The organism is Salmonella sp. 2018103, assembly GCF_026247685.1.
GTDB classification, from domain to species: Bacteria; Pseudomonadota; Gammaproteobacteria; order Enterobacterales; family Enterobacteriaceae; genus Salmonella; species Salmonella enterica.
Genome location: NZ_CP111029.1, coordinates 2,578,093 through 2,602,942, shown reverse-complemented (window position 1 = coordinate 2,602,942; position 24,850 = coordinate 2,578,093). Strand labels below are relative to the sequence as shown.

The following is a 24,850-nucleotide window of genomic DNA, read 5'->3' as shown; positions in this document are numbered from 1 at the left end:
CTACTCTGGATTTATCTGCCACTTTCTGGCAAGTATGATTCTGTTTTCATCAGATAACCAGCTATTTACAGCGTCAAGAAGATACTGATTATCCTTCGCCGTCATATAGACTTTATTGTTGGCAGTGTCGGGGAGGATACTCTTGGTTGATACGCAGAAGACACCTGGCTCTTTGTTCTGGTAATAAGTACCTTCGAGCAAGTCGGTAAACATGACATCAGCGCTGCGTTCACGAATCCTCTGCAGAGTGGCATCATTATCTCTTTCGTGAATAACATCTGCATACCTGATATGCTTGTCAACATAGTCCTGATTTGTACCACCTGGATTAACAACAATCCGCACGCCCTTACGGTCAATATCTCCAAGAGATTTGAAGTCATTAATCCTGTTACATTGCGTCAGCGCTATTTTCCCATTTTTAAGTACCGGAGAAGAAAGTGCGAACTGTTTTCTTCTGCCGGGAGTTTCTGTAATCCCTCCCATTGCAATATCAAATTTGTCTGCAGCCAGGTCAGCTGACAGCGTAGACCAACTGCTAGGTACAAACAGGATATTCAGGTGCAGAGCTTTGCCCAGTGAATATGCCATATCAATATCAAAACCGATTAATTTATTTTGTCTGTTGTGAAATGCGAGGGGAGCATAGTCACCAGGCACCCCCACACGTAACTCTTTGCTTTCTTTAATCTCCTGCCAGGGTTTTGCCATCGCGGAATAAATACTTGAAAGTGACAACAAGATAAAAAACATAAAATATACTTTTTTCATTACTCTTACCCTAATGTTTGATCAGTAGACTACAGATGAGATTGTCTTCTCTCCATTGCGCCGGTAACCTTTACTGGGCAGGGAATCCAATAATAGTGGTATATTAAACGGGAGATCCTCTCGCCACGATATACCATCCGCTATGAAGACCTGCTTCGGGTTAAGTGACAGCTTCAATTAAATTTTCACCCTGATTTTTCACATTTCTGATGTGATGGATTACCGCAGTCACGTTGTTTGCAAGAGCGTGCCTTGGTAGGCTGCCTGCTGTTTAGTCAGAACTGACTGTAATCGTGTTTATAGGTCGTACAGTTCACTATTGTGATGTAACGTCGTATGTTGATCAGCAGATCGTATGCTGACGATTTCAAAAGTACATAATTAAGTACATTTTTATATGTCACTTTTGTTTAATTCTATTTAATTCAGTTAGTTGAGTTTTTGTTTTCGTAATCGTTATTAAATAATAATCACAGGAACAATGGGAGCAGCCGGGCGCCTCATTAGGGCCGGAGTACCGTGACAGCAGGTAGCGATTATTTATGATGTTGGCGTTTCGACGTTGTACAGAAAATTTCCGGCGAGTAACATGCCTTTGATGCCATTCATGGGAAAATAACACTCCTTTAATCAGCTATAAGAGTTAATTATATAAACTTAAATGGATTGGTTAATTGAATTTCATCAAGATTAACTCTATATAAAAGATTTATTGTCTTTGTTATGGCGTCTATATATTCAGCGCTATTCATTATAGCAGTGTATTTATCGTGTGCTTCGAAGCAATGATTTTCATTAATATATTCACTGCTATTGTTTTTATAAATTTCATATGACTCTTCCTTTTTGAAAATGCGCGCATCTAGCCAAGGGTCAAGTATATATTCCGATATTCCTTTTGAATCAGTAAAAGTCAAAAAAACGACCACATGATTCCCTCCTGACGCGCTATTATACATAAGGGATGTGCTTATTCTGGCATAAAATACATTATTTTTCGAAAATCCTATTCCGGTTAGTCTTTGTGGTATATATTTTGCAATAATCGCACCTAAAATTAGCGACATATCAGCACAGTTCCCTGTGTTATATTTTATTGAATCAATGGAAGAGTATATTAGACTCAGAGATATTGGGTCTTCTGGTCTTTCAGCCATAGCTCTGTCAAAAGAGTTTACTTTTATAGCTTGCAGAAATTTCTTGTGATGTTCTCTTTGTAAATTAAGAGCGTCGTATTTTTCCTGCGTATCAATTTTAAGCCTGTCAATTTGCATAGCATCATAACTGTCCGATTTCTTTATTATTGCTCTGACAAAAACGGTACATTCTGAAGCAGCATTAATAATACAGGAGGATAAATCAACTGAAGTACTCTGTTGGTTGTTACAGGCGCTCACTCCAGTTGTGTCGAATTTTTCTGTAGCTACATGTCCAACATTTATAATCAATTACATTTTCCTGTATTCAAAATTAAGCGATATTCTTATGTCATGACAACCTAACAGGGACTGACTACAAAGATCTTTAAATAAACGTTCATTATTGTATCTATTGATGAACTCCCTTCAGATTTAGAGGTTGTGCCCATGGTCGAAAAGCTCCTATACGCTCATATACTTAACTTATCGGGGACATGTTAGGTTAGGATGTGAAAACACAGGGACAGTTACTGTCACTGCGAAGGCAGCAATAAGGAAGCCTATCCTGTACGAACTGTGGAAAACTATATCTTGTTCACGATCACCTGCATCGTTGACGATGCGCGATCCTGGAGGTTTGACGACTGCCCGGTATGATCGGTGCCGCAGCCACGTCGTATGCAGGAACGGACTGCGGCAAACTGGCGATCGTTCGATAGTGCGAATATTGAATGGTTGCCAGTCGCGGCGGATTCTACTGGTTAAGGATGGCTAATCAATGTGTTTAATCTGAAACCAGGCATCTGTTCAACTTTTCGTGATCGCTTTTGTTGGCATCACTATTAAGCCTTCGTCTACATGGGCATTTGGCATCGGGAGGCCACCAGTGGAAGAGGTCGAGTGATATATTGGGCAGTGAGTTTGATTGGTCGGAGGATTTATACGCAAAATGGTTCGAAATATGTCCGAATTAAAACATAAAAAGTGATAACTAATTGAATCTATTAGAATCAAAAATAACGTATTCTAATCGTTAAAATCACTTAGTTAATATGTAATATTATGAATTTAAAGAGAAAAATCAATTGTTGCCGTAAACAGGAATCGTATTCGATCTATTTTTATTTCGATTATAAATCAATGGGTTATGTATTTCCCCTCGAAATTCCTCGAAATTTCCTCGAATTTCTGTATTCCGGTCTTTTTGGTTATATCACATCCAAATCCAGTTTAACATTTCTTTTACAGCAAAATCAGAGCATCACGTAAGCTTTATTATCGCGTTCATCGAGATAGAGTTTCGTGGTGTTCTCTGAGGTGTGGCCCAGGAGTTTTTGGGCGAACACCTCGCCGTGCTCGTTTTTGTACAACCGCCCGGCCAGACTGTGGATCTCGTGAAATGCCGGTGGATTATTGCTGAAGTTAACGCCGGAGGCTTTTCTTACTTTTACAAATCTCTTTGTCAGCCCATCCGGGTGTATATTCCCGGTCGGGCTATTTTCCCTGATTCCGGCACTGATCATGAAATCAGTTCGGCTTACCAGTCGGCAGCGATCGATTAAGGCGGGCAACGGCATAGACATGAGTAACCGGTGCATCTTCGTTCTCACCCGGACGGTGTACCAGCTTCTCTTCCAGGCAAAACTCGAAGCTGAAATCGTCACCTTCACGGACAACGTGCGCGGAAAGGCTGGCAATCTGTCCGGAACGGCGGGCAAGGTCGATCATTCCCCGGTAGCCAATAATTAACTGAACGTTTTTTTGCCTGACTTTTCGTTTTTGTTTCCGAACGGCAGCAGATAGGCATGACCGAGCGCGCCGCCGGGTTCCAGCCCAAGCTGGGAATACTGAACGATGGCGCTGACAAAACTCATGGTGTCACAGTCACCCAGCGCCGGAACTTTTCGGATTTCCGTTGTGGCTACCGCCGGTACGCCGTCAACTGGCAGAGCCGCGTCATCCGGCAGGGCCAACCCCGGCACAACTGATGATGGAAGAATTCAGACGGCGTAAGGCGGCGGGAAGGCTTTAACAGGGGGGACTTATGAGCAGAAATTACACACCGGCGCAGAAAGCTGAAATACAGAAGCGCCTGACGGAACTGATACGAACACACGCTCGGATGACGTTTGGAGTGCTGCGGAAGATAACAGGGTTAACCATTTTTACAGCCCGCCACTACCTGGAAAAGGCGGAAAGTTGTGGAGATCTGTATCAGGCCGGGAGAAGCGGTATTTTCCCTTCGGAACAGGTTTTTCGGCTTTGGAAGCAGAAACGTGAAGATGCCAGGATTACCCGCTTTCTGAAAACGCCGGAAGGTGTCGTGAGTTCCTAAGACCGGACCAGAAACGTTATCTGTACGGAGTGCCGGAACAGCGTGACGATGCAAAGGGTACTGGCATTTTATCCGGGACATTACCGGGAGGCGAAATCTGCATGAAAATCGAATAATATAACTTTGCAGAGGTAGTGAATATCGTAATCACCCGTTCGGCATTTGAATTCCGTGAGCACAGTCGTGTTGTGAATGTCGCCTTGTTCACAACACCAGGAATATTCCACTGTCAACTGGTTGTCTGCGGCTGGACGTAATTTTATCTGATATTCAGGCTGTACCAGCGCAAAGATTCCGTGAGTCCGACTGTCTTTTTTGCTTCCAAATATTCAGTTTTAATTATCTGAGTATGGCAAGGTGATCATCTGTATCAAACACCGGGCAACTGGTTTTACTTTACCCAACGATTACGTCCCTGTTGTTTAGCCCGATAAAGGGCCTCGTCCGCTCTGGCAATAATGCCGGTAACAGTGTCACCGGCTGTGGAAAGGGTGATGCCCATGCTGACGGTGACCGTTTCGCTAACCGCAGATGCTGCATGCGGCAGTGCGGTTTCACGCAGGTTTGTCTGAATACGTTGAGCAACCAGTGCTGCTTCATTCAGCGACGAAGAAGGCAGCACAACGACAAACTCCTCGCCCCCGTAACGTGCCACCAGGTCTGCCGGAGTACGAATCGACCTCTTCACTACACAGGCCACCTTTGCCAGACAGGCATCGCCAGCCTGGTGACCATAATGGTCGTTATAGTTTTTGAAATAGTCCACATCGAGCATGATCAGTGCAAACGGCTCCGTCTGGCGGAGAGCATCCCCAAGAAAACTTTCCATTGAACGTCGATTAGCGGTCCCGGTCAGTGCATCCTGGTGAGCCATAACGTCGAGACGCGCGATAAGCATCCGGTTTTCCTGGTAACGCAACCAGGCTTCATCAAACCAGCGCTGCAGGATAAAGCGACCATAAATGAGTATGGCGGTAAGAGTAAGCCAGACTAATAAAAACCGGATATTCACATACTGGTTAAGCTGCACACTGGCCAGTAGGGCGGTCAGCCATAACGGGACGATGAAAAGTAGCAACGCTGGCAGATGATAATAAAGCGCAGCCAGCGCGGTAAGCATAAGGATGACACTGAGAGGCCAGGCAAAAGGCAGCTGCCACCAGACAATAAAACAGTAGCTACAATAGCTCCACATCAGACTGAGAATCAGCAGCATCACCAGACAAAGAGGAGTAAATCTGGTCGGAAGGCGATAAATGAAAAGGAGTATCAGGAACGAAAAAACAATAATACTGCCCATAATATCGTCTATTAAAGGCAGTATTCCAGTCTGTGCACTGATCGACTTGTCAAAGTCACTGATGAGTATGTGGCGAAATAAAATGATAAGCGCAAAGCTGATATTCACAAATGTGAACCACGGAATACTTACACGTAGCGCTTGCCTGACCATATCTTTATGATCCTGCCATACCCTTCCAGCACTGGAGGTACGGCGCCTGTCGTCTGAATCCTGCCCCATCCTTAATCGCCTCATATAATGAATAATTACTATCCAGTGTAGTGCGGAGATACTTCACGGTGAAAAATGGAAAAGCTATCAGGCCGGGCTGCATTTTTGGCTGATGAGATGATTTTTGCTCCACAGTGACGAACTTATAGTCACAATTCCTGTAGTAGGGGGGAGAATTATAGTGTCTCCCGGAAACTGGAAGCGAGTTTACCCCACTTACTAAAAGAGGATGTACTGGCAGACGTAAAATACGATTTATTTGTATCCATAAATAGTGAAATGTAACGTTTTGATTATATTTAAAAGAGCGAAAATGGCCAGAAATAACTTTAATTGTTTGAATTAACAGATAATTAATCGATCAGACTGAGTGATACAGAACATTTTTACATGAGGGGTACAAATGAGACTTAAGTTGATCGTTAAAAGTTTTGCGCTGGCGGGGCTACTCTCTTCCACTGCGCTGACACCTTTATTTGCACAGGAAGCCCCAAAAGGTGCCACTGCTTCAACGAAGCAAGCTAACGATGCGCTTTATAACCAACTTCCTTTCTCTGATAACACCGATTTCACGAATGCCCATAAAGGCTTTATCGCTGGTTTACCTGAAGAGGTGATTAAGGGAGAGCAAGGGAATGTCATCTGGAATCCACAGCAGTACGCTTTCATAAAAGAAGGGGAAAAATCTCCTGACACTGTTAACCCTGGTCTGTGGCTTCAGTCCCAACTAATCAATATCAGTGGCTTGTTTGAAGTAATAGAAGGCGTCTACCAGATTCGTAACCTTGATTTTGATCTTACCCAGCAATAGTGGACACGCGACTAAGTGAGTAAACTCTCAAGTAAGAGGTGACTTACATGACAAAACCAGCATCAACCACCAAAAAGCCACGCAAGCAGCACACGCCTGAATTTCGTCAGGAAGCCCTGAAACTGGCTGAACGCATTGGGGTGGCCGCTGCCGCCCGCGAACTTAACCTGTATGAATCACAGCTCCACAACTGGCGAAGCAAACAGCAAAATCAGCTCTCTTCTTCTGAACGCGAGCAGGAGATGTCCGCTGAGATCGCCCGTCTGAAACGTCAACTGGCAGAACGGGATGAGGAACTGGCCATTCTCCAGAAGGCCCCGACATACTTCGCGAAGCGCCTGAAATGAAGTATGTCTTCATCGAAAAACATCAGGCTGAGTTCAATATCAAAGCCATGTGCCGTGTACTTCAGGTTGCCCGTAGCGGTTGGCACGTCTGGCATCAGCGTCGTCATCAGATAAACCGGCGTCAGCGGTTCCACCTTGTCTGTGATAACGTCTTCCGGGAAGCATTCAGTGACGCAAAACAACGCTATGGTGCGCCACGCCTGACGGATGAGCTTCGTGCTCAGGGTTACCAGTTCAACGTGAAAACCGTGGCGGCCAGCCAGCGTCGGCAGGGGCTGCGGGCGAAAGCCTCGCGCCGGTTCCGTCCGGTCAGTTACCGCGAACATGGTCTGCCAGTCTCAGAGAATCTGCTGAAGCAGGACTTTTACGCCAGCGGCCCGAATCAGAAGTGGGTGGGTGACATCACGTATCTTCGCACTGGTGAAGGCTGGCTTTATCTGGCCGTGGTTATCGATCTGTGGTCGCGGTCAGTCATTGGCTGGTCGATGTCCTCGCGGATGACAGCACAGCTTGCCTGCGATGCGTTACAGATGGCGCTGTGGCGGCGTAAATGTCCGGAAAATGTCATCGTGCATACAGACAGAGGCGGTCAGTACTGTTCAACGGATTACCAGAGCTTACTGAAACGCCATAATCTGCGGGGAAGTATGAGCGCCAGAGGTTGTTGTTACGACAATGCCTGTGCGGAAAGCTTCTTGCATACGCTGAAGGTGGAATGTATCCACGGAGAGGACTTTGTCAGCCGGGAAATAATGCGGACAGCAGTGTTTAATTATATTGAGTGTGATTACAATCGGTGGCGTCGTCACAGTGCCTGTGGCGGTCTCAGTCCGGAACAATTTGAAAACCAGAACCTCGCTTAGGGTTGTGCCCATATTACGCGGGTAGGATCAGTAGCACTAAAGAATGTGCAAAGGTTTGTTCCCTGGCGGCAGGTGTAGGCCCCCTTGGTTTTCTCATTTGCTTTTAATGTCTGAGAAGTGGTTATCCTGAGCCTTTCCTGTTCATGTAGTGAAGGCCCATTCAGAACATCATATTTAAACTATCGTAATGGAACAAAGAGTTACTTTAAAGAGCTCTTTGTTCCTTTAACCTTGATGAAGATGGTCAACGTCTGGTTTTACAATTCCGATACAGGCAGGATAGCTGCTATGTTTGTTATCCATCTGGAAGGTTATCTGGCTGATAGCATCAAGCGCCAGTTGTGGCCATTGCTTCAGTACCCAGTGTGCCACTACAGTGCCACTACATTGGTGGCCGTAGGCCAAAACTGACGCCGGAGCAATGGGCGCAGGCAGGGTGCCTTATTAGGGCAGGAGTACCGCGACAGCAGGTAGCGATTATTTATGATGCGGGGCTGTCGACGCTGTACAGAAAATTCCCTGTGTTAGGGTAATGCAGTATTTCCACGGTGCGTGCCACCCAAATATGTGCTGTGGATGCTTTATAGGGTGTGCCATTTTTGTGTCAAACATGGTGAAGCATCATTCTATTTCTAACATCATGTGCCATTGAGTTGAGCAATGGGAATGCGGAAATGTGTATTTGAAACAGTTAGTTAAATGTGATTCTACTAATTCGTAATGCGAAGGTTGTAAGTTTGATTCCTGTTATTGCAACATTTCAATGTTACTGTAACTTCCGTGTTAGCCCATAACCATTCCAATTTCTACAAGACAGGTGCTTGCTATATATTTACCAATCAGTCATTTTAAAAGTGCGTCATAACCGGAGAACTGTCCTCGTCAGGAGGCCTGTTTTCAGAAAGGCAATATCCTGTTTCGACAGTAGCTTATATGTGACCGGGTTAGCAGCACATTCCCCTCCGCCACATTCCAGTACAGTTGAAATAAGGTTGGCAGTAATCAGTAACAGAAATACCCAACCGACAATACTGAACAGGTCCGGATTAATATTCAATGAACGAAATGCAACATTCATGCTACTGATTGCCAGAACTACCGCAACAGCAATAATAATGAGAATTGACGTAATCAGAGTCCAGGTATAAAAGTGTAATCCAAAAAATGCAGAACCATATCCTGTGTCACCGGGCATGATATGCAAACATATTTGCCGGGATGCCATAACTCCGGTCAGGATACTGCCAATAATTACCATCCCGTAATGTATACCTCGTAGACCAAAGCAGAGGTTAAATAAAAAGCCAAAACCGGCGATGATGAGGCCAGCCCGCTGTAATAAGCAAATTGGACAAGGCAGCTCATGCCTAACGAGTTGATAATAAAAGGCTACAACCAGAGCAACGCATATCCCAAGGAGTCCCATCTGATTAATCAGATGAACAAATGTTGTTGGATGATGATGCGTTTTCATACACACTCCTTAAAATGACAAAGTCAGCGAATTGGTCATATGATGGATGAATGATAAAATAGTGACGATGAGTAAAACGGCCCACAGAATGTAGCTGACTTTATCCTTTCTGTTTATGGCTCCCATTGCCACACTCAGTGCAAGCAAGAATGGCAGAAACATGAACATAAAAAACTCCTTTATTACATTGCTTGTTAATATAATCGCTGTGTATTACCGGGTCTGTATTCCAGCTTATCCACCCCGCATTAGCTGGAGCTCAGTAAGGCATCAGGAATTATTTGCGTTATTATAAATCGATTATTTCTGTGATGAATTATCCCGGCATCTGCTGGTTACAGGGATATTTCTGGCGACAAGAGTAAGAAATATCCCGATAGCTAATGGTATAATAAGCAGCATTGAGTGTGTTGAAATAGCATATCCATAAATATAGTCTTCCAGACTTACCGCAATCAGCGGAAAGATAAGAAATACAAGCGAAGCCTGGAAGGCATTAGCCTTTTGCTGAAGCGCAAAGTAGCACAGGATACCAAAAACTCCAGCAAAAGCCCCGAGATACAGGGTAGCTAATATTGAGTGTACTGAGAAGGTTGATACTTGTGGTCTTTCAAAAAACCATCCTGTCGCAGAAAGTATCAACCCAGCTAAAAGGCACGGGAGTGCATTAAATGTGATAACAGAGACAGTACAACTTCTTTTCTTACATTGTGTATATATTATGGCATGGATTAACACAGCAGAAATAAGTGCAGTGATACCCTGCCAGTGACTCTCTGTACTTGTATTCGTTTCTTCAAGAAGTATCCCCGTCAATGCAGTGATTGCGATAGTTAAGCCCGCGATCTGCATTAGTTTCGCTTTTTCATTTAGAAACAAAACCGATGCTATCAAAACGGCCACAGGCATATTCGCAAAGATAATGGCGGCAAGCCCAGAGTTGACATAGGTTTCACCATAAATCATTAGTGAGAAAGGAATAGAAAAATAAAAGATGCAAATCACAAACTGGAATAATCGTTGTCCGGGAGGAAACAACAGTGTTTTTTTTCTTAACCATGCAATGATGATTAAAAAAGGTGCTGCAAACATAAACCTCATTCCGGTTGCAAACACTGGAGGGATAGTTTCAACGGCAATTCGCATAGCCAACCATGTAGTCCCCCAGGTCAGTGAAACTAGCATGAATAATATAGATATCGACACCTTGCGCATAAGATCCTCTCCGTAAAAAAATTAATTTAGCTTTTTAGCTAGAAAAAAGTAGCGTTTTCTTCACTGTGTTTTTTATATGTTTAGATAAAAATTTCTCTATCAGAAGACGCAGTTATGCTGAATGAGAAAAATAAGAAATGACTCAGGCTGTTACCACACGATTGTCCACTGCGCCAGCAAGACCTGGCAGCAGTTGTCGATTTAATGTCTATTCTTGCTGGAAGGCATAAAACGCCTTGAAGATGAAGAGCTCATCATTAGTCGGGTTCCCTTGTTGAGCCAGGACAAGTTTAACTTATCGCTTTCAACCCTTACGATGATAAATGATCTTATCCACCCATAATGGACATACGGCTAAATGAGTAAATTCTCAAGTAAGAGGCAGGATCTGTATCAACCAGTAAGAAGCCCCGGAAACAGCACCGGCGGAATTCCGTCAGGAAGCTCTGAAACTCGCTGAATGTACGTTGCCCACGAACGATTGTTAATCAGCGCCATAGCAAGAATAATTGTTTGTTTCACAAGGAGATAGAAAAAACTATAGCTTTGCGCCGGGGCGGAGGCAGGAGGAGATAACTCGTTGTAATAGAATGTTTTTATATGGCGACCTTAATACTGGCGCCATTTGGGATAAAATCTAATCAATTAACAAAATTGTGATCCGCTTCTAAATTACTTCTCCTGGCCGTACGGCTACCTGGAAGAATTTGTTCTGAGTCAGATTCATCACGAGAGCTTGTAAAACCCATTACGTAGCCGCAGAACATAATGGGTTACCAGAGCAAAACAGTTTATAACGTAACATAGATGCCAGACACACTACGACGCGATGCCTGTAATTGCGCATTAACGCTTCCTGCTGTTACTGTTTGTCCGCCGATCGCCTCAAGTGAGGCAGTAAAATCACCGCTGTAGGTTTCTACTGAACCGGATGATACCCGTGTGGTTAAATCTTTATAGCCATACCAGCCTCGGGCGTTGCCGATGCCCGTCCTGATACGATCGGGCAACAGATTAATCGGCGTACCGGCATCGTTATAGATGCGAATTCCTACTCCGGAAGCTACGCCGGGTTCGCCATAATGGGGGTCCAGTAGCCACGACAGACCGCCTGCGGATGCGGGTATCCCCAGCGACGAGCCACCGCCACGGCGGTGGGTTGATTAACGACAAACCCCATCGCGACATTGGCGGCACTAATGGTTGGACGTGGGCTGGATACGGCGCCGGACTCACATTCCAGGCTGACGTGGAAAGGTACCTGACTACTCCCCCCGGCGGCTAATACGCCGACGGCGACAGGGGGAATTTTCACGATTGCAGGATAATCTGTGATTTTACATAACGCGCCGCGCGCCGGTAGTGCGAAGCTGATGGAAGTACTGGACCATCTTAACGCAAAAGACGGGAAGGGGACGTTGTACTTCGCCGGGCAGGGGATGCCGCAACAGTGGGCTATGAAGCGAGAAATGCTTTCGCCCCGGTACACCACCCGCTATGAAGACCTGCTTCTTCCTGATGTTCAGGACATCCTGATTGCCTGTGTGGATGGTCTGAAGGGCTTCCCGGATGCGATAAACAGCGTCTTCCCGCAAACTTATATCCAGCTATGCATTATCCATATGGTGCGTAACTGCCTGAAATACGTGTCCTGGAAAGACTACAAAGCCGCCACCAGCGGCCTCAGGCCCGACCGAAGAGGCGGCACTGATGGCGATGGATGCGTTCGCGAAAGTCCGGGACGATAAATATCCGCAAATCAGCAAAAGCTGGCGTGCGCACCGGGAAAACCTCAATACGCTCTTCAGTTATCCGCCGGATATCCGCAAGGCCATCTATACGACAAACGCAATCGAATCTCTGAACTGCGTGATCCGTGCCGCGATTAAGAAACGCAAGGTGTTCCCAACGGATGACTCAGTACGAAAAGTTATTTATCTGGCAATCAAGGATGCGTCAAAAAAATGGAGTATGCCGATCCAGAACTGGTGGCTGGCGATGAGCCGTTTTATTATCGAGTTCGGTGACCGCCTGAGCGATCACCTTTAATAACTGGGCAGTTACACAGAATTACTGACAGGCTCATTCTTTTGTGTTGCGCATCTCTGTTTCTATTGTTTTAGATAGCCATAAGAGCTCCGTTGCTGAGAGTTTTAGTCGTGGGGTTCTTTCTTCTGTACCGGGTGGTCGCATTTCAAAACTGCAGGAACATCTGCTGAATACTGTATACTCCTGTATTTTGCATGTTGTTGAGATCAGTGTGCAATTCCTCGGTACTGGCTTGTTCTGTATAGGTCTGGAGATTTCTGGGTAGTGTCCTTGTGGACCTGAACATATGTTTTTGATTGAAAATGGCATCGTGTTTTATCCTTTACGCTGTGAAATGTTGTTTTGTGCTCTTCTGTTGTGATTGGTGATGTGACGAGATCGTCCATGCACCCTTCCTTTTATTGACGGCGTATCAGTCCATTGATGCCATGCTCGCTTAATTTGTCCAGCATCAGCAAGCCGTCGTTTTCTTTCTGCTGCAATTCAAGCAACTTAAACCGTATTTCGTTAAGTAAAGGTTTAATAACTCCGCGCTTGCGAACCACCTTTTTGATAACGTCTTTTTCGAAGTATAAACGGCAGAAGTGATTTTCATAATTCGCCTACACTCTTCACCCAGCGCTGGCAAATTTTCAACGCTGAAAGGCTGGGGAGAAGGGCGTCCAGTTGCTGAACGGAGAGCGTACCAAACGCCCTGATTCCACGTGTTATCAAACTTCATACCGTGGTTATCATCCAGACAAGGCGCTTGAGGTTGCTCATATGTTTTGGGGAAAGAGGTTCGGTGGTGGGTACTGGATATCCTGGATCGGGAAGTGGGTTCCACTGGTGCCAAATACAGGGTGCTGGTAAACCGGTGGATACCTCAAATCCTGACAGGCCAGAGCATCAGCCTGATAAAATCGTATTACTGATTTCTAACCAGTGGCACATTAATTGTACCAGCTCAGACTCCAACTGACAGTCTGCTTGAAGCGAGTAGCGGACGTGACCTGCCCCCAGAAGTAAAAATAAACTTTCTATTGATACATTTAATTAACTTACTTATAACGTTATATTCCAAATGCAAACTTGTTCAATTGGATATGTATGGACATTCAAATTACACATCAAGTTACTGAATTTGATAAAGAAGAACTATTAACCGGATTAAGACGCTACAATGCTCAGTTCGTCGATTTTAGTAAAAATGGGCAGCTTGGGGTCTACTGCAGAAACGAAAGCGGCGAAATGGTAGGCGGATTAATTGCTGACAGAAAAGGTCCGTGGCTCTGCATCGACTATCTTTGGGTAAGTGAATCTGCAAGGAGCAACGGTCTGGGGAGCAAACTTATGGAGATGGCCGAAAAAGAAGGTTTGCGGAAAGGCTGTGTTCATGGACTTGTAGATACCTTTAGCTTCCAGGCTCTCCCTTTTTATGAAAAACAGGGTTATATACTTCAAATGTCGCTACCGGACTTTCCTAAAGTAGGTTCGCAAAGGCATTATTTAATTAAGCCTGGTTTATAGCTTTGCTGCATTTGAATACCCATAGTTTTATGAAAGCTGCAATCAGGTGGCTTTATAATATATCGTACTGGTGGCCTGTACACACCATGATCAGCGTCCGCTTCTGGCACAGGCGTTTAGAAGACAGTTCAATTGCGATCTGCTGGCTGGGATTTCGTCGCGCCACTCAAAAATGCGCAGAGTTTTTCACCCGCCGTCAATGGCTCAATGGGCGTTTTTCCGAGGGCGGTCTCAGTCATGACGATGGCAGGACCAATAAGCATGGACCATACTTCGCTCGCGTCTTGCTCAAGCGATGTGAAGGCAAGGAACAGTGTCTTATCTGAAGGAAAGCGGTGCTGAGTATTAAAAAGTTTCAGCCAGGCGCGGGACTGCCGGTCGGCCTGTGCTGATCGCGTACCGAAGTGGAGTACTCTTTTTAGTATGGTGATACCCACAATGCCTGGCCCCAGAATAAAGGGACTCCCGACGTTTATGGTGACGCCGACCCCGAGAAAAACGAGGGCAAATGACAGCACGTTATCTACTCTTCTGGTAAGGGTACTGTATAGCTTTTCCAGATAGTACCGGTAAAGAATTTGATAACTGATTTCATCCGTGCTCATACATCTCCAGATGGTTTTTCGATTACGCTCCGGTATGCTCCCGGAATCCTGACAGATTCTGCAATTATGCCACACTTCCTGGAGGGTATTAATTAGATAGAATATAAATAGCAGGCAAATATTTTGAGCTTTTAGTCGATATCGCTTTGAAAATCATTTCTCCTGCACCAGGAGATGCTGTTGTCGGGAATCGTGTCAAACGTTGCTGCGCCGGTCGGACTGCACAGGGTAACTCTCGTAGTCAGACTCTCATTATGGTCTCTAAATGGATAATCCGCAGTCGTAACACGCCGAATGTCACGACTGACGCTATTATTACCCTGGCTTGTTAAAGCGGCATGACCACATTTTCTATATATAATAATTGGTTGTCTTTCGACCAGTATTGTCGAGTTTTTTGGTTTAATTCAACAATCCATTTAAAAACGCCTGCTGTTGCCAGATCGGTACAGTATTTTTCATAGGAATGTTCCCCCGAAAAGTGTTTGGCTGAAGTCAATTTTATTAATTGCGTATTTGGTGTTGAATTGACTTTAATCAGCTTTCTATTGCTTTTAATAGAAATGAAGTGGCCTGCATGAGTGATAATTTTCACATTACCGGTAGCAACAAAATAGATGTAATAAGCGATATTATTATATTCCAGATCGATTAGAAATGCGTTGAAATTTGCATCCTTTCTGACGCGCTCGAAAAAGTGGTTAAGCATAAGCTGTAATTCCATTTGTTAACCTATTGTAAGTTATAATGTTATATGTTGTGTTAGAGTATTGTTGCTTAAAAGCAGCCATACAAAGATGTTACCTAAAAGCAATAATAATCGTCTGGTATCATATAGTTTACGTTATGATTGGAATAGTGTTGCAATTGTTACTGATTATTTCTCGTAGCGCGTTTTTTTGACCACTAATAGATGAGTCAATCCATTTCATTTGTAGTTTTTCTGAACGCCATGAAAAGTCATAATATATAAAAATCAGTTAATTAATTGATATTTAGATAAGGGTTACAGTGGCGGAGAGGTTTGGCATGGCGACTTTATAGGTTTTGAAAAAGCGGCTAACTCGCTGGCAGGATAATTGGTCGCCAGCCTGTGAATGGGGGCAAAATCGTAACAACATCAGCATAAATAATAATATTCATGAATGTTTTGTGTGACGCAGCAGTTGAATTGAAGTGATGTTTTGCCTGTTCAGGATTGTCCCGATAAAAATGTTCCTCGATAAAAGTCGATCACCTTGCGCCGAAAAAAAACAGGCTAAGTGACAAAAGAACAAAATCCATCAGGAAAATAAAATTTATAAAGATCAATGAGTAAAAATGGTTGTGGAGAAGGTGGCTATTTTTTGAAAGCAAGAAATATAAATAAAGTGTAGCTATGCATAGTTATCTAAAAGGAGAACTACCGTGACTAACATAACACTATCCACCCAGCACTACAGAATCCATAGAAGTGACATTGAACCAGTAAAAGAAAAAACAACGGAGAAGGACATTTTTGCAAAAAGTATTACTGCCGTTAGAAATAGCTTTATCAGCCTGTCGACGAGTTTGTCAGATCGCTTTAGCCTGCATCTGCAAACAGACATACCGACTACCCATTTTCATCGTGGGAGCGCCTCTGAGGGGAGGGCAGTATTAACCAGTAAAACTGTTAAAGATTTTATGCTGCAAAAGCTCAATAGCCTGGATATCAAAGGTAATGCGAGTAAAGATCCGGCCTATGCTCGTCAGACATGCGAAGCCATATTAGCAGCCGTGTACAGTAATAATAAAGATCAATGTTGTAAATTACTCATCAGTAAAGGGATCAGTATTACCCCATTTCTGAAAGAGATAGGAGAGGCTGCGCAGAATGCGGGGCTACCTGGAGAGATGAAAAACGGCGTATTTACTCCAGGTGGGGCAGGGGCGAATCCTTTTGTCGTCCCCCTCATTGCTGCAGCGAGCATTAAATATCCGCATATGTTTATAAATCATAATCAGCAGGTGTCTTTTAAAGCGCATGCTGAGAAAATCGTTATGAAAGAAGTTACGCCGCTGTTTAATAAGGGGACGATGCCAACGCCACAACAATTTCAGTTAACTATAGAAAATATTGCGAATAAGTATCTTCAGAATGCCTCCTGAAGATAGCAAACACAATACCGCTATTAACCGTATGAATTAATAGCAGATTTTCTGAAACTATATATTCATTTTTATGGCGACGCTTTTAACAAAACGTCGTCATATTTATTTTAATATAAAAATCAAATGGATACCCTTAAAACTTAAAATAATTGTTATTACTCTAAATACCGGTATAACCAGACAGCTTTTTTTGTAACGCTGCGTGTTGTTAAGTCTATGATACCCGCGCACGGATGATGTCTCGATAAGGATTAATGGTCTGTTAACTGTCAGGAGAGGTTATGCCGCCTTTAAAAAAAATTATGCTGCTCCTGTTTGTGGGGGCGATGGTCGCCACGGTAACGACACCTGCATTGGCGCTGGTTTGCCTTGCATCTCACTCAGCTACAGAGTGTGCTGAAGCCTGTGGTGTCGATATGTGGTTTATGTTTCCGATATGTTTTTAAGGAGGGAGAATATTGAAGGTGAACAGGCGATAGTGAGTAGCTCGCTGCGCCAGGGGATAATACTCCCCTGGCGCAGCCAGTTATATTTTAGTGCGGTGATAACAAAGCATTTACTCACTACTGATGAAATTCGCTATTTACAACAGAGCACGTTTACTAAGCAAAAAAAATCTGCACACGCTATCTTTTTATATCTGTCCTGGGTAATGAATGACAGGAAAAACATGATGCGGCCTGAAGAGATTTATCAGCGAATAGAGGCAAAGAATTGGCGGCATGTCTGGGTGGTTGGCGATATTCACGGCTGTTTTTCAATGTTAATGAAAAGGTTACGTGAGTGTCGATTTGATCCGCAACAAGACTTGTTAGTTTCTGTGGGCGATCTCATTGATAGAGGCCCGGACAGCCTGGGTTGCCTGGCTTTACTGCGTGAGTCCTGGATGATGGCGGTTCGCGGCAATCATGAACAAATGGCGCTGGATGCGCGGGCCTCATTGCAGTCGACGCTGTGGTTGATGAATGGTGGCGACTGGTTTACCCGCCTGACCGCTGAACACGCTGCGCAAGCTGAAGCGCTTTTTATCCTTTGTCGGCGGCTGCCCTGGATACTGGAAGTTCGCTGCCGCCATAGCACGCATGTGATCGCTCATGCAGATTATCCAGCGTCAACCTATCAATGGCAAAAAAAGGTCGACTTACATCAGGTTCTCTGGAGCCGCGAACGGCTCATAAATAAGCGTGGCGGGATTAGCGGAGCCGATCATTTTTGGTTTGGCCATACGCCGTTGCGCCGGCGCATGGATTTTGCCAACGTACACTATATTGATACGGGCGCGGTATTTGGCGGGCAATTGACGTTAGCGCGGATACAATAGCGGTATCAGCGACCAGGGTTAAAAATCGCTATATTGCTGCGCAGGTCGCCAGAAGCCGTCGATAAAATCCTCTACCGGAAAACAGCCGCCATGGCGAATCCGTTGATCGTCCATCGAATAAAGACATTGCTGCTCGGTATCGTAGATGTCCACGACAATATCCTCGCATCCTCCATCCAGGTAACATACAAAAAGTACCAGCGCGAACATTACATCCTCAATGTTAACTACTTTACACGATAGTGTAGGAGAGGTTAGCGCAGGGGGGAAATGAGAAAAGGAAGAATAAATAACCCGCCTGGCGACGGGTTCTTTTTGAGTCAGGCAAGACGCATGACCCAGGCATCAGATTTAGGATCGTAATGATTACGGAACAAAACGGAATGTTCCCCGTTGAGAATGGCGGGAACGCTAGTTTCGGCATCCCAGGCGTCCAGTTGCATACATAAATCCGGATCGGATTTACAGGGGATAGTTAACGTTCGCTCCCCCGGCGATTCGCCATGTAATTCGGCATCGTCGATTTCAAAAGCGCCAATGCGCACACTGGTTTTCATCATCGTGCTCTCCGTTAATACGCTAATTGTGGTACGACCAGTTTAGCCGTCCATTTTTCAGCGTAGTCAACGTACGCAAAAGCGCCAGTCAAAAAGTGCGGTTTTTTTGTGCGCCTTTTAACTATTACCAGTAAAGAGTTTGCCATCACGTACCAGTTCACGCGGGTAACTGTTCTTTATTCTGGCACCGATACGTTTTGCCAGACCAAGCGGCTGATGCTGGAACGTCACCAGGACATCATCAGCGGCAGGGGGTGTTTGCGGATAAATATCCCGACCGCGATACCACTCCTCCGCCTCTTGCGCAGAAAGTTCGAACGCGTGAGCATGAGTCGGGCAGGCAAGGGCTATCGTCGCCTCATGTTGCCAGCGATAGCCTTTATTATGACTTTCAGCCAGCTTAATACCGAGCCGGGAAAAACGGACTTTTCCGATCAGTGATTCAATCTCTGCCGGGAACAGCCAGACCTCTTTTTCACGCTGCCAAAGATGGAGATTTTCATCCCATAGCAGTCCGACGGCGTTGGCCGCCTGGGTAACGTGTAATGCTTCGCGGCCTTTGAGGGGGGTAAAAGGAAACGCCCCCACTTTATACCCCGGCGCGGGCATGGCTGGAAGGGATGACATTTTACGCAGACGTGCGACAAAGAATCCTTCGCAGTCGTAAATTTGCGGGAAGACGTGCAGGAAGCCTTCCGGGGTGAGGGCGCGGTCAGCGTCAGGAAACAGATCACCCAGCGGCAAAAATTCAACGGCGTCGGCGTAGGTCTCTTTCAGCCAGAGGCAGACCGCTTCGTTTTCCTGGCGATTTAACGTGCAGGTGGAGTAGACCAGCGTGCCGCCGGGTCGTAAAGCATGAAAAGCGCTGTCGAGCAGTTCCCGCTGTGTCGCCGCGATATCCAGATTGCTTTCTGGCGACCAGTTTTTTAGCGCATCAGGATCTTTACGTACTACGCCTTCGCCAGAGCAGGGCGCATCCAGCAGGATAGCGTCAAACATCTCCGGTAACGCAGCGCCAAATACGCGGCCATCGAAATGCGTCAGTGCGGTATTGGCGATTCCACATCGGCTGATATTAGCGTGCAGAACTTTGACGCGGCTGGCCGAAAATTCGTTGGCCAGAATGGCGCCGCGGTTCCCCATGCGGGCAGCGATCTGCGTGGTTTTGGAACCAGGCGCCGCTGCCATATCCATGACCCGCTGCGGATGATTACCATCGGCGAACAGGGCCGCGACCGGCAGCATCGAACTGGCCTCCTGAATGTAAAACAGGCCGCTTAAATGCTCAGCGGTACTGCCAAGCGGCAATGCCTCTTCATCATCGCGCTCGATCCAGAATCCTTCATGACACCACGGAATTGGCGTGAGCGACCAGCCGTAGGGCGCGATTAGGGCAAGGAAATCAGCCACGGATATTTTAAGCGTATTGATGCGTATACTGCGGCGCAACGGGCGTTGGCAGGCCGAAATAAATTCATCAAAAGAGAGCGTGGAAGGCATTGCTTCACGCATTTGCGTCAGAAAAGCGTCAGGAAAATAGACAGCGTGTTGAGCCACAGGTGTATCGCCGGCAAAAAAACAGGCGCGCAGTGTAGCATAAAACGCTCCGGCGCGAGTACGCCGGAGCCTGGTGTTTAACGTGGCAGAGCGGTACCCCATTCACGCCACTCTTTCGGTTCGCTCTCTTGTAACAGGAAATGCTTACCGGCTTGCGCTTTTGGTGCCAGCGGCGTACCAGGTGGAGTAGCGAAGGCGATACCGCCACGGATGAACTGATTAAATGTTCCCGTTTTCACCACGCCGCCTGTTAGACCAAAGTCGAGACTATAGCCGGAGGCGAGCCAGAATACGGAGTTATTACGCACCAGATATTGGTAACGCTTACTGATGCGCAAGGTGATCATCACGCGATCGGAGAGCGACCCCAGGGACATTCCGGTGACGGTTCCCACTTCGATACCGCGGAACAGGACGGGGGTGCCAATATTAAGCGAGCCTGCTTCTGGCGCCTCCACGACGATGCTTAACCCATCCAGATAGCGTGAGTCGGTAATCGTGGCTTCCTGCAGTTCAAAGTCGCGCCGCGCCGCGCCGCGTCCTGGCTCAACGTTAATATAGGGCTGGAGAATCGTATCCAGATGCTCGACGCCCGCCGCGGAAATTTGTGGCGTAATAACGGAAAAACGTGTTCCGGCGCGGGCAAATGTCTGTACATACTCCGGATAAAGTACGGCTTTTGCCTGCACTTCATTACGTGCGGTGATCAATTCCAGCGTCTGGATCTGGCCGATATCAATACCGAGGTAACGAATTGGCATCCCTTCCGCCAGTTTTCCGGCGTCGAACGCGTGCAGCGTAATTTGTCCGCCTACCGCGCGAGCGGAGGTTTCTGAAGCATAAAGAATGCGTTTATCGCCTTTGTGCCGGCTGGCGCTGGCGCCGCTCAGGTTATCAAAACTAATGGCCCCTTTCAGCGCGCGGGAGAGTGGCGAGGCCTGTACCGTTAGGCCGCTGCCGTTAAGTTGCACCTTCGCGCCGCCTTCCGCCCAGAACACGCTATTGCTGGTTAACAGGTGGCGATACTCCGGCTTAATATGCAGGTCGATGTCAAAGGTATTGGCGCGTGGGCGAACGGTGATGACTTCGCCTACTTCAAATTTTCGATACAGCACGACGGAACCTGCCTGGACATCCGGCAACGTTTCGGCCGTCAGCGTCAGGGTGGTAGTCGGTAAGTCACTGAGGCTATTTTCCAGCGCTTTTTCCAGGTTAGCATAGAGCGGGTAGGTGGATTTCATCTTCCCGCTCGTACCGGGTAAAATACGAATTCCGCCGTCAATCCACTCGCTGGCGCTGGCGCCGAGGAACTCTACGCCGTCAAGGCCGACTTTAACATCCACCCGGCTGTTGACCACGAATTTACTGTCGCCCTGTACCAAATCCCGGTGCTGCGGTTCAATCGCGACGGTGAATGACACGCCTTTACTGGATAAGTTGCGCTCGATGACCTGGCCAATTTTTACACCATGTAAAATTAACGGCTGGCCCGGTTCGATGCCGTAACTTTCCGGGGCTGTCAGCGTCAGGGTTAAGGCATTCGCTTCATGCAGCAGGGCTTTTTCACCCGGCACCACCACAAATTCACTGCGCGGTTCGCCGTCGCCCGGCACCAGCTCGAAGGTTTTTCCGGTTAACAACGAACTGATATTCGCGTCACTTAGCGACAGTTTGGGATTGCGTAACTCAATACGCGTATTTTCCCGCATCAGCGGAACAACGCTGGGATCGACGGTCATCTCTCCGGTGACTTTACCGCCAGGGTTGAGCGTCAGTTTAGAAAGCTCACCCACCTCCAGTCCCTGGTACATGAGCGGCGTAGATTCCGCCTTCAGACCGTCTCCGCTGGGCAGCTCAAGTTTAACGATTACCCCTCGTTGGCTGTGGGCTAAATCTTTATATAAGCCGAACGTGTCATCCTGGGCGGCGGGTTTGGAATTGTCCGGCGAGTCAAACGCAATCGCGCCATTGACCAGGGCCGCGAGGCTCTCCAGTTTCACCTTCGCGCCGCTCAGGCTTAGATCGGCGTCAATGCCGGAGACATTCCAGAAACGGCTGCCTTTTTTCACCAGATCGGTAAACCGTCGCTCAATTAGAACGTCAATCGTCACGCCTTGTTTGTTAGGGTTAATCGAATAGTCATACACCCGTCCGACAGGGATTTTACGGAAATAGACCAGTGAACCGCTATTAAGCGAACCGAGATCCGGTGCATTGAGATGAATCATCAGATCGCCGTTGCTAAGCCGGTATTTAGGCTGTGTATCCAGGGCGACGAAATGATCTCTGGGCTTACCTTTACCTGGCATCATACCGATGTAATTCCCGCCGACCAACGCATCCAGGCCGGAAACGCCCGCCAGCGAGGCTTTGGGCGTCACCAGCCAGAATTGCGTCTCTTCGCGCAACGCATCTTCCATATCTGATTTGATACTGACGCGAACTTCAATTTTGCGCAGATCTTTGCTCAGACTGACATCTTCCACGGTGCCGACTTCTACTCCCTGATAACGCACGGGAGTACGGCCCGGTACGATACCGTCCGCCGACATAAAATCGATAGTCACGCTATTGCCGCGATCCTGGTAGCTATCCCATACTAGCCACCCTGCGATCATTAGCGCGATAAGCGGTAGCAGCCAGAAAGGTGAAATACGGCGTTTGGTTTTAATTTGCGCTTCAGTCTTCGAAGCGGGCGTTTCCTGACTCATGTGCATCCCAAAGTAAGCGGCTATCCAGCCATTCCACTGCAAGAATAGTCAAAATTACCGCTGCGCCGAAATAAAACGCAGCCGGTCCCATAGTAAAAGCCAGAATCTGATCGCGATTAATCAGAGACATGGTTAACGAGATAACGAAAAGATCCAGCATCGACCAGCGGCCTATCCATGTCACCAGACGCAGCAACAGAATTCGCGTCCGCAGTCCCTGTTCGCATTTAAAATGGATACTCAACAGTAGCGTAAACATCACGATGACTTTGGTAAACGGCACCAAAATACTGGCGATAAAAACGACGGCGGCGACGGCGATATTGCTGCTGGCAAGCGACATAATGCCAGACAGGATAGTATCTTCCTGACGCCCGCCATTAATGTAGATTACCGAGATAGGCAGCAGGTTTGCCGGCAGCAAAAAGACAATAGACGCCAGCAAGGCCGCCCAACACTTCTGTATGCTCTGTTTTCTGCGTAACCGTAGCGGAATATGACAACGCGGGCATCGTCCTTTCGCATCCGGATAGCCACTAAAGTGGCAGCCAAGACAGACGCGCAATCTTTCGTCCGCACGTTGAGCAGGGCGCTGCGGATAAAATCGTTCCCATAGTTGCTCCACATTCAGATGAATCATAGTCAGAATGCTAAGAACCACCAACGAGACGAATGCTAAAAGCCCGATGCCCGGCTGCAGAAAGGCATAGTCCTGCACTTTGATAGAGGCAACGCCAATACCGACCAGATAGATGTCCAGCATCACCCACTCTTTCAGTTTTTCCAGCATCAGCAGGACTGGACGCAGATTCATGCCGAGAAGGCTGCCAAACCACAGATAAGCAATTGAAAAAACCAGAATAAGCGGCGCGCCCACCACGCAAAAGAGCACCATTGCGGCGGTTAACGGATCGCCCTGCTGCGTCATTTGCCAGATGCCGTGCATCACATTGGCATCAATGCGTACGCCCAACAGGTAGATATGGAGTAACGGTTCGCTCCAGGCAAACGGCATCAATAGCAGCATGGTTACCGCCATCGCGGTCAGCCGCGTCAGCGACCAGTCGCGCCCATCGCGAATTTTGGCCTGGCAACGAGGACAATAAGCGCTTTGATGAGCGCTCATCTCCGGCAAGCTGAACAGCATGTCGCATTCAGGGCAGCGCTGGTAGTGGCTGCGCGGCAGCGCTTCGCTAATTGACCTGATCGTTAGCTTTTTTGTTGGCGTGACGTGTGAGGTATTCAGAGCCATGTATCGTGAATCAAAGTGTTAGAATAATGTAATCTTAACTCATGACAGGAATAATCTTGAGCAAGAACGCATTTAATGCTTATTTTAATAGCCTGTGTTTAGGAGTAAGACCACGAAGTGATTATATAATGAGCAAAACAGAACTATACGCGGCGTTAAACCGCGATTTTCAGTCGTTAATGGCAGGTGAAACCAGCTTTCTGGCCACGCTGGCGAATACCAGCGCGCTACTGTTCGAACGTCTTACCGAGGTGAACTGGGCAGGATTTTATCTCCTCGAAGGCGATACGCTGGTGTTGGGGCCGTTTCAGGGGCGAATCGCCTGTGTGCGGATTCCGGTTGGTCGCGGCGTGTGCGGCGCAGCGGTAGCGCAGAATAAGGTTCAACGTATTGATGATGTTCATGCGTTTGACGGCCATATTGCCTGTGATGCCGCCAGCAACGCCGAAATTGTGCTGCCTGTCACGGTTGGCGAACGGATTATCGGCGTGCTGGATATAGATAGCACGGCGTTTGGCCGTTTTACCGAAGAAGATGAACACGGCCTGCGTACGCTGGTCGCACAGCTTGAAACCGTGCTTGCAACGACGGATTACAAAAAATTCTTTGCGAGCGTCGCAGGATAATCAACGGATAACGTAGCAATTACTGATGGCGTCATTATAATGACGCCTGTTCATGCCTGCTG

General features: G+C 46.8%; 21 protein-coding genes and 10 pseudogenes. 13 read left to right on the top strand and 18 right to left on the bottom strand.

Annotation, left to right across the window (positions count from 1 at the left end; translation table 11 throughout):
• Entirely contained in the window at positions 1-771 is a 771-nt protein-coding gene (locus tag OLG56_RS12690) for a transporter substrate-binding domain-containing protein (RefSeq protein WP_061377505.1), read from the bottom strand.
• Positions 772-1,261: 490 nt separating this feature from the next.
• Here OLG56_RS12690 and OLG56_RS12680 point away from each other — a divergent pair.
• Positions 1,262-1,390 (top strand): annotated as a pseudogene (locus OLG56_RS12680) (helix-turn-helix domain-containing protein); the annotation flags it as partial.
• A gap of 28 nt (positions 1,391-1,418) precedes the next feature.
• Here OLG56_RS12680 and OLG56_RS12675 read toward each other — a convergent pair.
• The 3 genes and pseudogenes from OLG56_RS12675 to OLG56_RS12665 all read right to left on the bottom strand — a co-directional run.
• Positions 1,419-2,219, bottom strand: coding sequence for a hypothetical protein (locus tag OLG56_RS12675; protein ID WP_061377504.1), 801 nt, complete (start codon positions 2,217-2,219; stop codon positions 1,419-1,421).
• Positions 2,220-3,163: 944 nt separating this feature from the next.
• A pseudogene (locus OLG56_RS12670) lies at positions 3,164-3,481 on the bottom strand (tyrosine-type recombinase/integrase); the annotation flags it as partial.
• Positions 3,471-3,835 (bottom strand): annotated as a pseudogene (locus OLG56_RS12665) (recombinase RecT); the annotation flags it as partial. The pseudogenes OLG56_RS12665 and OLG56_RS12670, both read right to left, overlap by 11 nt.
• Between OLG56_RS12665 and OLG56_RS12660 the strand changes: the two are divergent.
• Both OLG56_RS12660 and OLG56_RS12655 read left to right on the top strand, forming a co-directional pair.
• Positions 3,832-3,942, top strand: a pseudogene (locus tag OLG56_RS12660) (replication protein P); the annotation flags it as partial. The pseudogenes OLG56_RS12665 and OLG56_RS12660 sit on opposite strands and share 4 nt — an antisense overlap.
• A gap of 12 nt (positions 3,943-3,954) precedes the next feature.
• Positions 3,955-4,350, top strand: a pseudogene (locus tag OLG56_RS12655) (DUF977 family protein).
• Between the two features lie 286 nt (positions 4,351-4,636).
• On the opposite strand, the gene OLG56_RS12650 reads toward OLG56_RS12655, so the two are convergent.
• On the bottom strand, positions 4,637-5,767 hold the full coding sequence (locus OLG56_RS12650; RefSeq protein ID WP_043991141.1) for a GGDEF domain-containing protein: 1,131 nt from the start codon (positions 5,765-5,767) through the stop codon (positions 4,637-4,639).
• 394 nt (positions 5,768-6,161) lie between these two features.
• On the opposite strand from OLG56_RS12650, the pseudogene OLG56_RS12645 reads away from it, so the two are divergent.
• The 3 genes and pseudogenes from OLG56_RS12645 to OLG56_RS22345 form a co-directional block, all read left to right on the top strand.
• Positions 6,162-6,548: pseudogene (locus tag OLG56_RS12645) on the top strand (hydrolase); the annotation flags it as partial.
• 68 nt (positions 6,549-6,616) lie between these two features.
• A protein-coding gene (locus OLG56_RS12640) for an IS3 family transposase (RefSeq protein ID WP_094300898.1) occupies positions 6,617-7,779 on the top strand; the annotation gives its coding sequence in 2 pieces (ribosomal slippage) (positions 6,617-6,887 and positions 6,887-7,779; 1,164 coding nt in all).
• 386 nt (positions 7,780-8,165) lie between these two features.
• Positions 8,166-8,312: pseudogene (locus OLG56_RS22345) on the top strand (helix-turn-helix domain-containing protein); the annotation flags it as partial.
• A 326-nt stretch (positions 8,313-8,638) separates the two neighbouring features.
• Here OLG56_RS22345 and OLG56_RS12630 read toward each other — a convergent pair.
• The 4 genes and pseudogenes from OLG56_RS12630 to OLG56_RS12615 form a co-directional block, all read right to left on the bottom strand.
• Complete coding sequence (locus tag OLG56_RS12630; RefSeq protein ID WP_000848066.1) at positions 8,639-9,253, bottom strand: disulfide bond formation protein B; 615 nt, start codon at positions 9,251-9,253, stop codon at positions 8,639-8,641.
• Positions 9,254-9,262: 9 nt separating this feature from the next.
• A complete protein-coding gene (locus tag OLG56_RS12625; RefSeq protein ID WP_000480735.1) occupies positions 9,263-9,421 on the bottom strand; it encodes a DUF5993 family protein in 159 nt (52 codons plus the stop codon).
• Positions 9,422-9,553: 132 nt separating this feature from the next.
• A complete protein-coding gene (pagO, locus tag OLG56_RS12620) occupies positions 9,554-10,468 on the bottom strand; it encodes a PhoPQ-activated DMT family transporter PagO (protein WP_001233453.1) in 915 nt (304 codons plus the stop codon).
• Positions 10,469-11,259: 791 nt separating this feature from the next.
• A pseudogene (locus OLG56_RS12615) lies at positions 11,260-11,825 on the bottom strand (fimbrial protein); the annotation flags it as partial.
• Here OLG56_RS12615 and OLG56_RS12610 point away from each other — a divergent pair.
• A pseudogene (locus tag OLG56_RS12610) lies at positions 11,812-11,979 on the top strand (DUF4113 domain-containing protein); the annotation flags it as partial. The pseudogenes OLG56_RS12615 and OLG56_RS12610 sit on opposite strands and share 14 nt — an antisense overlap.
• Positions 11,980-11,988: 9 nt before the next feature.
• Positions 11,989-12,517 (top strand): annotated as a pseudogene (locus OLG56_RS12605) (IS256 family transposase); the annotation flags it as partial.
• 145 nt (positions 12,518-12,662) lie between these two features.
• Here OLG56_RS12605 and OLG56_RS12600 read toward each other — a convergent pair.
• Both OLG56_RS12600 and OLG56_RS12595 read right to left on the bottom strand, forming a co-directional pair.
• Complete coding sequence (locus OLG56_RS12600) at positions 12,663-12,803, bottom strand: hypothetical protein (RefSeq protein WP_001576018.1); 141 nt, start codon at positions 12,801-12,803, stop codon at positions 12,663-12,665.
• A gap of 165 nt (positions 12,804-12,968) precedes the next feature.
• Entirely contained in the window at positions 12,969-13,238 is a 270-nt protein-coding gene (locus OLG56_RS12595) for a hypothetical protein (RefSeq protein ID WP_077909932.1), read from the bottom strand.
• Between the two features lie 368 nt (positions 13,239-13,606).
• Here OLG56_RS12595 and OLG56_RS12590 point away from each other — a divergent pair, with 368 nt between their 5' ends.
• The gene (locus OLG56_RS12590; RefSeq protein ID WP_000354406.1) at positions 13,607-14,026 is read left to right on the top strand and encodes a GNAT family N-acetyltransferase; all 420 of its coding nucleotides are present in this window, start codon (positions 13,607-13,609) and stop codon (positions 14,024-14,026) included.
• 128 nt (positions 14,027-14,154) lie between these two features.
• Here OLG56_RS12590 and OLG56_RS12585 read toward each other — a convergent pair whose 3' ends face one another.
• Positions 14,155-14,631, bottom strand: coding sequence for a hypothetical protein (locus tag OLG56_RS12585; protein ID WP_023212564.1), 477 nt, complete (start codon positions 14,629-14,631; stop codon positions 14,155-14,157).
• 328 nt (positions 14,632-14,959) lie between these two features.
• Positions 14,960-15,355, bottom strand: coding sequence for a DUF1398 domain-containing protein (locus OLG56_RS12580; RefSeq protein ID WP_000422887.1), 396 nt, complete (start codon positions 15,353-15,355; stop codon positions 14,960-14,962).
• A 683-nt stretch (positions 15,356-16,038) separates the two neighbouring features.
• Here OLG56_RS12580 and sopE2 point away from each other — a divergent pair.
• The 3 genes from sopE2 (at position 16,039) to pphA (ending at position 18,085) form a co-directional block, all read left to right on the top strand.
• Positions 16,039-16,761 carry an SPI-1 type III secretion system guanine nucleotide exchange factor SopE2 gene (gene sopE2 / locus OLG56_RS12575; protein WP_061377499.1) on the top strand — a complete coding sequence of 241 codons (723 nt, stop codon included), beginning with the start codon at positions 16,039-16,041 and terminating at the stop codon, positions 16,759-16,761.
• Positions 16,762-17,045: 284 nt separating this feature from the next.
• Positions 17,046-17,210 (top strand): hypothetical protein, encoded by a 165-nt coding sequence (locus OLG56_RS12570; RefSeq protein WP_001134848.1) that lies wholly within the window; start codon positions 17,046-17,048, stop codon positions 17,208-17,210.
• A 224-nt stretch (positions 17,211-17,434) separates the two neighbouring features.
• The gene (pphA, locus tag OLG56_RS12565; protein WP_023212563.1) at positions 17,435-18,085 is read left to right on the top strand and encodes a protein-serine/threonine phosphatase; all 651 of its coding nucleotides are present in this window, start codon (positions 17,435-17,437) and stop codon (positions 18,083-18,085) included.
• Positions 18,086-18,103: 18 nt separating this feature from the next.
• Here pphA and OLG56_RS12560 read toward each other — a convergent pair whose 3' ends face one another.
• The 5 genes from OLG56_RS12560 to yebS form a co-directional block, all read right to left on the bottom strand.
• Positions 18,104-18,295, bottom strand: coding sequence for a YdfD/YebW family protein (locus OLG56_RS12560; RefSeq protein ID WP_000457838.1), 192 nt, complete (start codon positions 18,293-18,295; stop codon positions 18,104-18,106).
• Between the two features lie 110 nt (positions 18,296-18,405).
• Complete coding sequence (locus tag OLG56_RS12555) at positions 18,406-18,642, bottom strand: YebV family protein (RefSeq protein ID WP_024131167.1); 237 nt, start codon at positions 18,640-18,642, stop codon at positions 18,406-18,408.
• 117 nt (positions 18,643-18,759) lie between these two features.
• Positions 18,760-20,199 carry a 16S rRNA (cytosine(1407)-C(5))-methyltransferase RsmF gene (rsmF, locus tag OLG56_RS12550; protein ID WP_001633706.1) on the bottom strand — a complete coding sequence of 480 codons (1,440 nt, stop codon included), beginning with the start codon at positions 20,197-20,199 and terminating at the stop codon, positions 18,760-18,762.
• Between the two features lie 77 nt (positions 20,200-20,276).
• Positions 20,277-22,910 (bottom strand): PqiB family protein, encoded by a 2,634-nt coding sequence (locus tag OLG56_RS12545; RefSeq protein WP_001542507.1) that lies wholly within the window; start codon positions 22,908-22,910, stop codon positions 20,277-20,279.
• A complete protein-coding gene (gene yebS, locus OLG56_RS12540; RefSeq protein WP_001207293.1) occupies positions 22,879-24,162 on the bottom strand; it encodes a membrane integrity lipid transport subunit YebS in 1,284 nt (427 codons plus the stop codon). The genes OLG56_RS12545 and yebS overlap by 32 nt, the downstream gene beginning before the upstream one ends.
• A 128-nt stretch (positions 24,163-24,290) precedes the next feature.
• On the opposite strand from yebS, the gene msrC reads away from it, so the two are divergent.
• Positions 24,291-24,788 carry a free L-methionine (R)-S-oxide reductase MsrC gene (gene msrC / locus OLG56_RS12535; protein ID WP_001518229.1) on the top strand — a complete coding sequence of 166 codons (498 nt, stop codon included), beginning with the start codon at positions 24,291-24,293 and terminating at the stop codon, positions 24,786-24,788.
• The last annotated feature ends 62 nt before the right edge of the window (positions 24,789-24,850 follow it).

Bases quoted from the DNA above. Each gene is read 5' to 3' on its own strand.
- OLG56_RS12545 (WP_001542507.1), bottom strand. From the start codon at position 22,910: ATGAGTCAGGAAACGCCCGCTTCGAAGACTGAAGCGCAAATTAAAACC.
- OLG56_RS12690 (WP_061377505.1), bottom strand. From the start codon at position 771: ATGAAAAAAGTATATTTTATGTTTTTTATCTTGTTGTCACTTTCAAGT.
- OLG56_RS12595 (WP_077909932.1), bottom strand. From the start codon at position 13,238: ATGAAGTTTGATAACACGTGGAATCAGGGCGTTTGGTACGCTCTCCGT.
- OLG56_RS12625 (WP_000480735.1), bottom strand. From the start codon at position 9,421: ATGTTCATGTTTCTGCCATTCTTGCTTGCACTGAGTGTGGCAATGGGA.
- OLG56_RS12585 (WP_023212564.1), bottom strand. From the start codon at position 14,631: ATGAGCACGGATGAAATCAGTTATCAAATTCTTTACCGGTACTATCTG.
- OLG56_RS12600 (WP_001576018.1), bottom strand. From the start codon at position 12,803: ATGTTCAGGTCCACAAGGACACTACCCAGAAATCTCCAGACCTATACA.
- OLG56_RS12580 (WP_000422887.1), bottom strand. From the start codon at position 15,355: ATGGAATTACAGCTTATGCTTAACCACTTTTTCGAGCGCGTCAGAAAG.
- yebS (WP_001207293.1), bottom strand. From the start codon at position 24,162: ATGGCTCTGAATACCTCACACGTCACGCCAACAAAAAAGCTAACGATC.
- msrC (WP_001518229.1), top strand. From the start codon at position 24,291: ATGAGCAAAACAGAACTATACGCGGCGTTAAACCGCGATTTTCAGTCG.
- OLG56_RS12590 (WP_000354406.1), top strand. From the start codon at position 13,607: ATGGACATTCAAATTACACATCAAGTTACTGAATTTGATAAAGAAGAA.
- OLG56_RS12560 (WP_000457838.1), bottom strand. From the start codon at position 18,295: ATGTTCGCGCTGGTACTTTTTGTATGTTACCTGGATGGAGGATGCGAG.
- OLG56_RS12570 (WP_001134848.1), top strand. From the start codon at position 17,046: ATGCCGCCTTTAAAAAAAATTATGCTGCTCCTGTTTGTGGGGGCGATG.
- OLG56_RS12650 (WP_043991141.1), bottom strand. From the start codon at position 5,767: ATGGGGCAGGATTCAGACGACAGGCGCCGTACCTCCAGTGCTGGAAGG.
- pagO (WP_001233453.1), bottom strand. From the start codon at position 10,468: ATGCGCAAGGTGTCGATATCTATATTATTCATGCTAGTTTCACTGACC.
- OLG56_RS12630 (WP_000848066.1), bottom strand. From the start codon at position 9,253: ATGAAAACGCATCATCATCCAACAACATTTGTTCATCTGATTAATCAG.
- OLG56_RS12555 (WP_024131167.1), bottom strand. From the start codon at position 18,642: ATGAAAACCAGTGTGCGCATTGGCGCTTTTGAAATCGACGATGCCGAA.
- pphA (WP_023212563.1), top strand. From the start codon at position 17,435: ATGATGCGGCCTGAAGAGATTTATCAGCGAATAGAGGCAAAGAATTGG.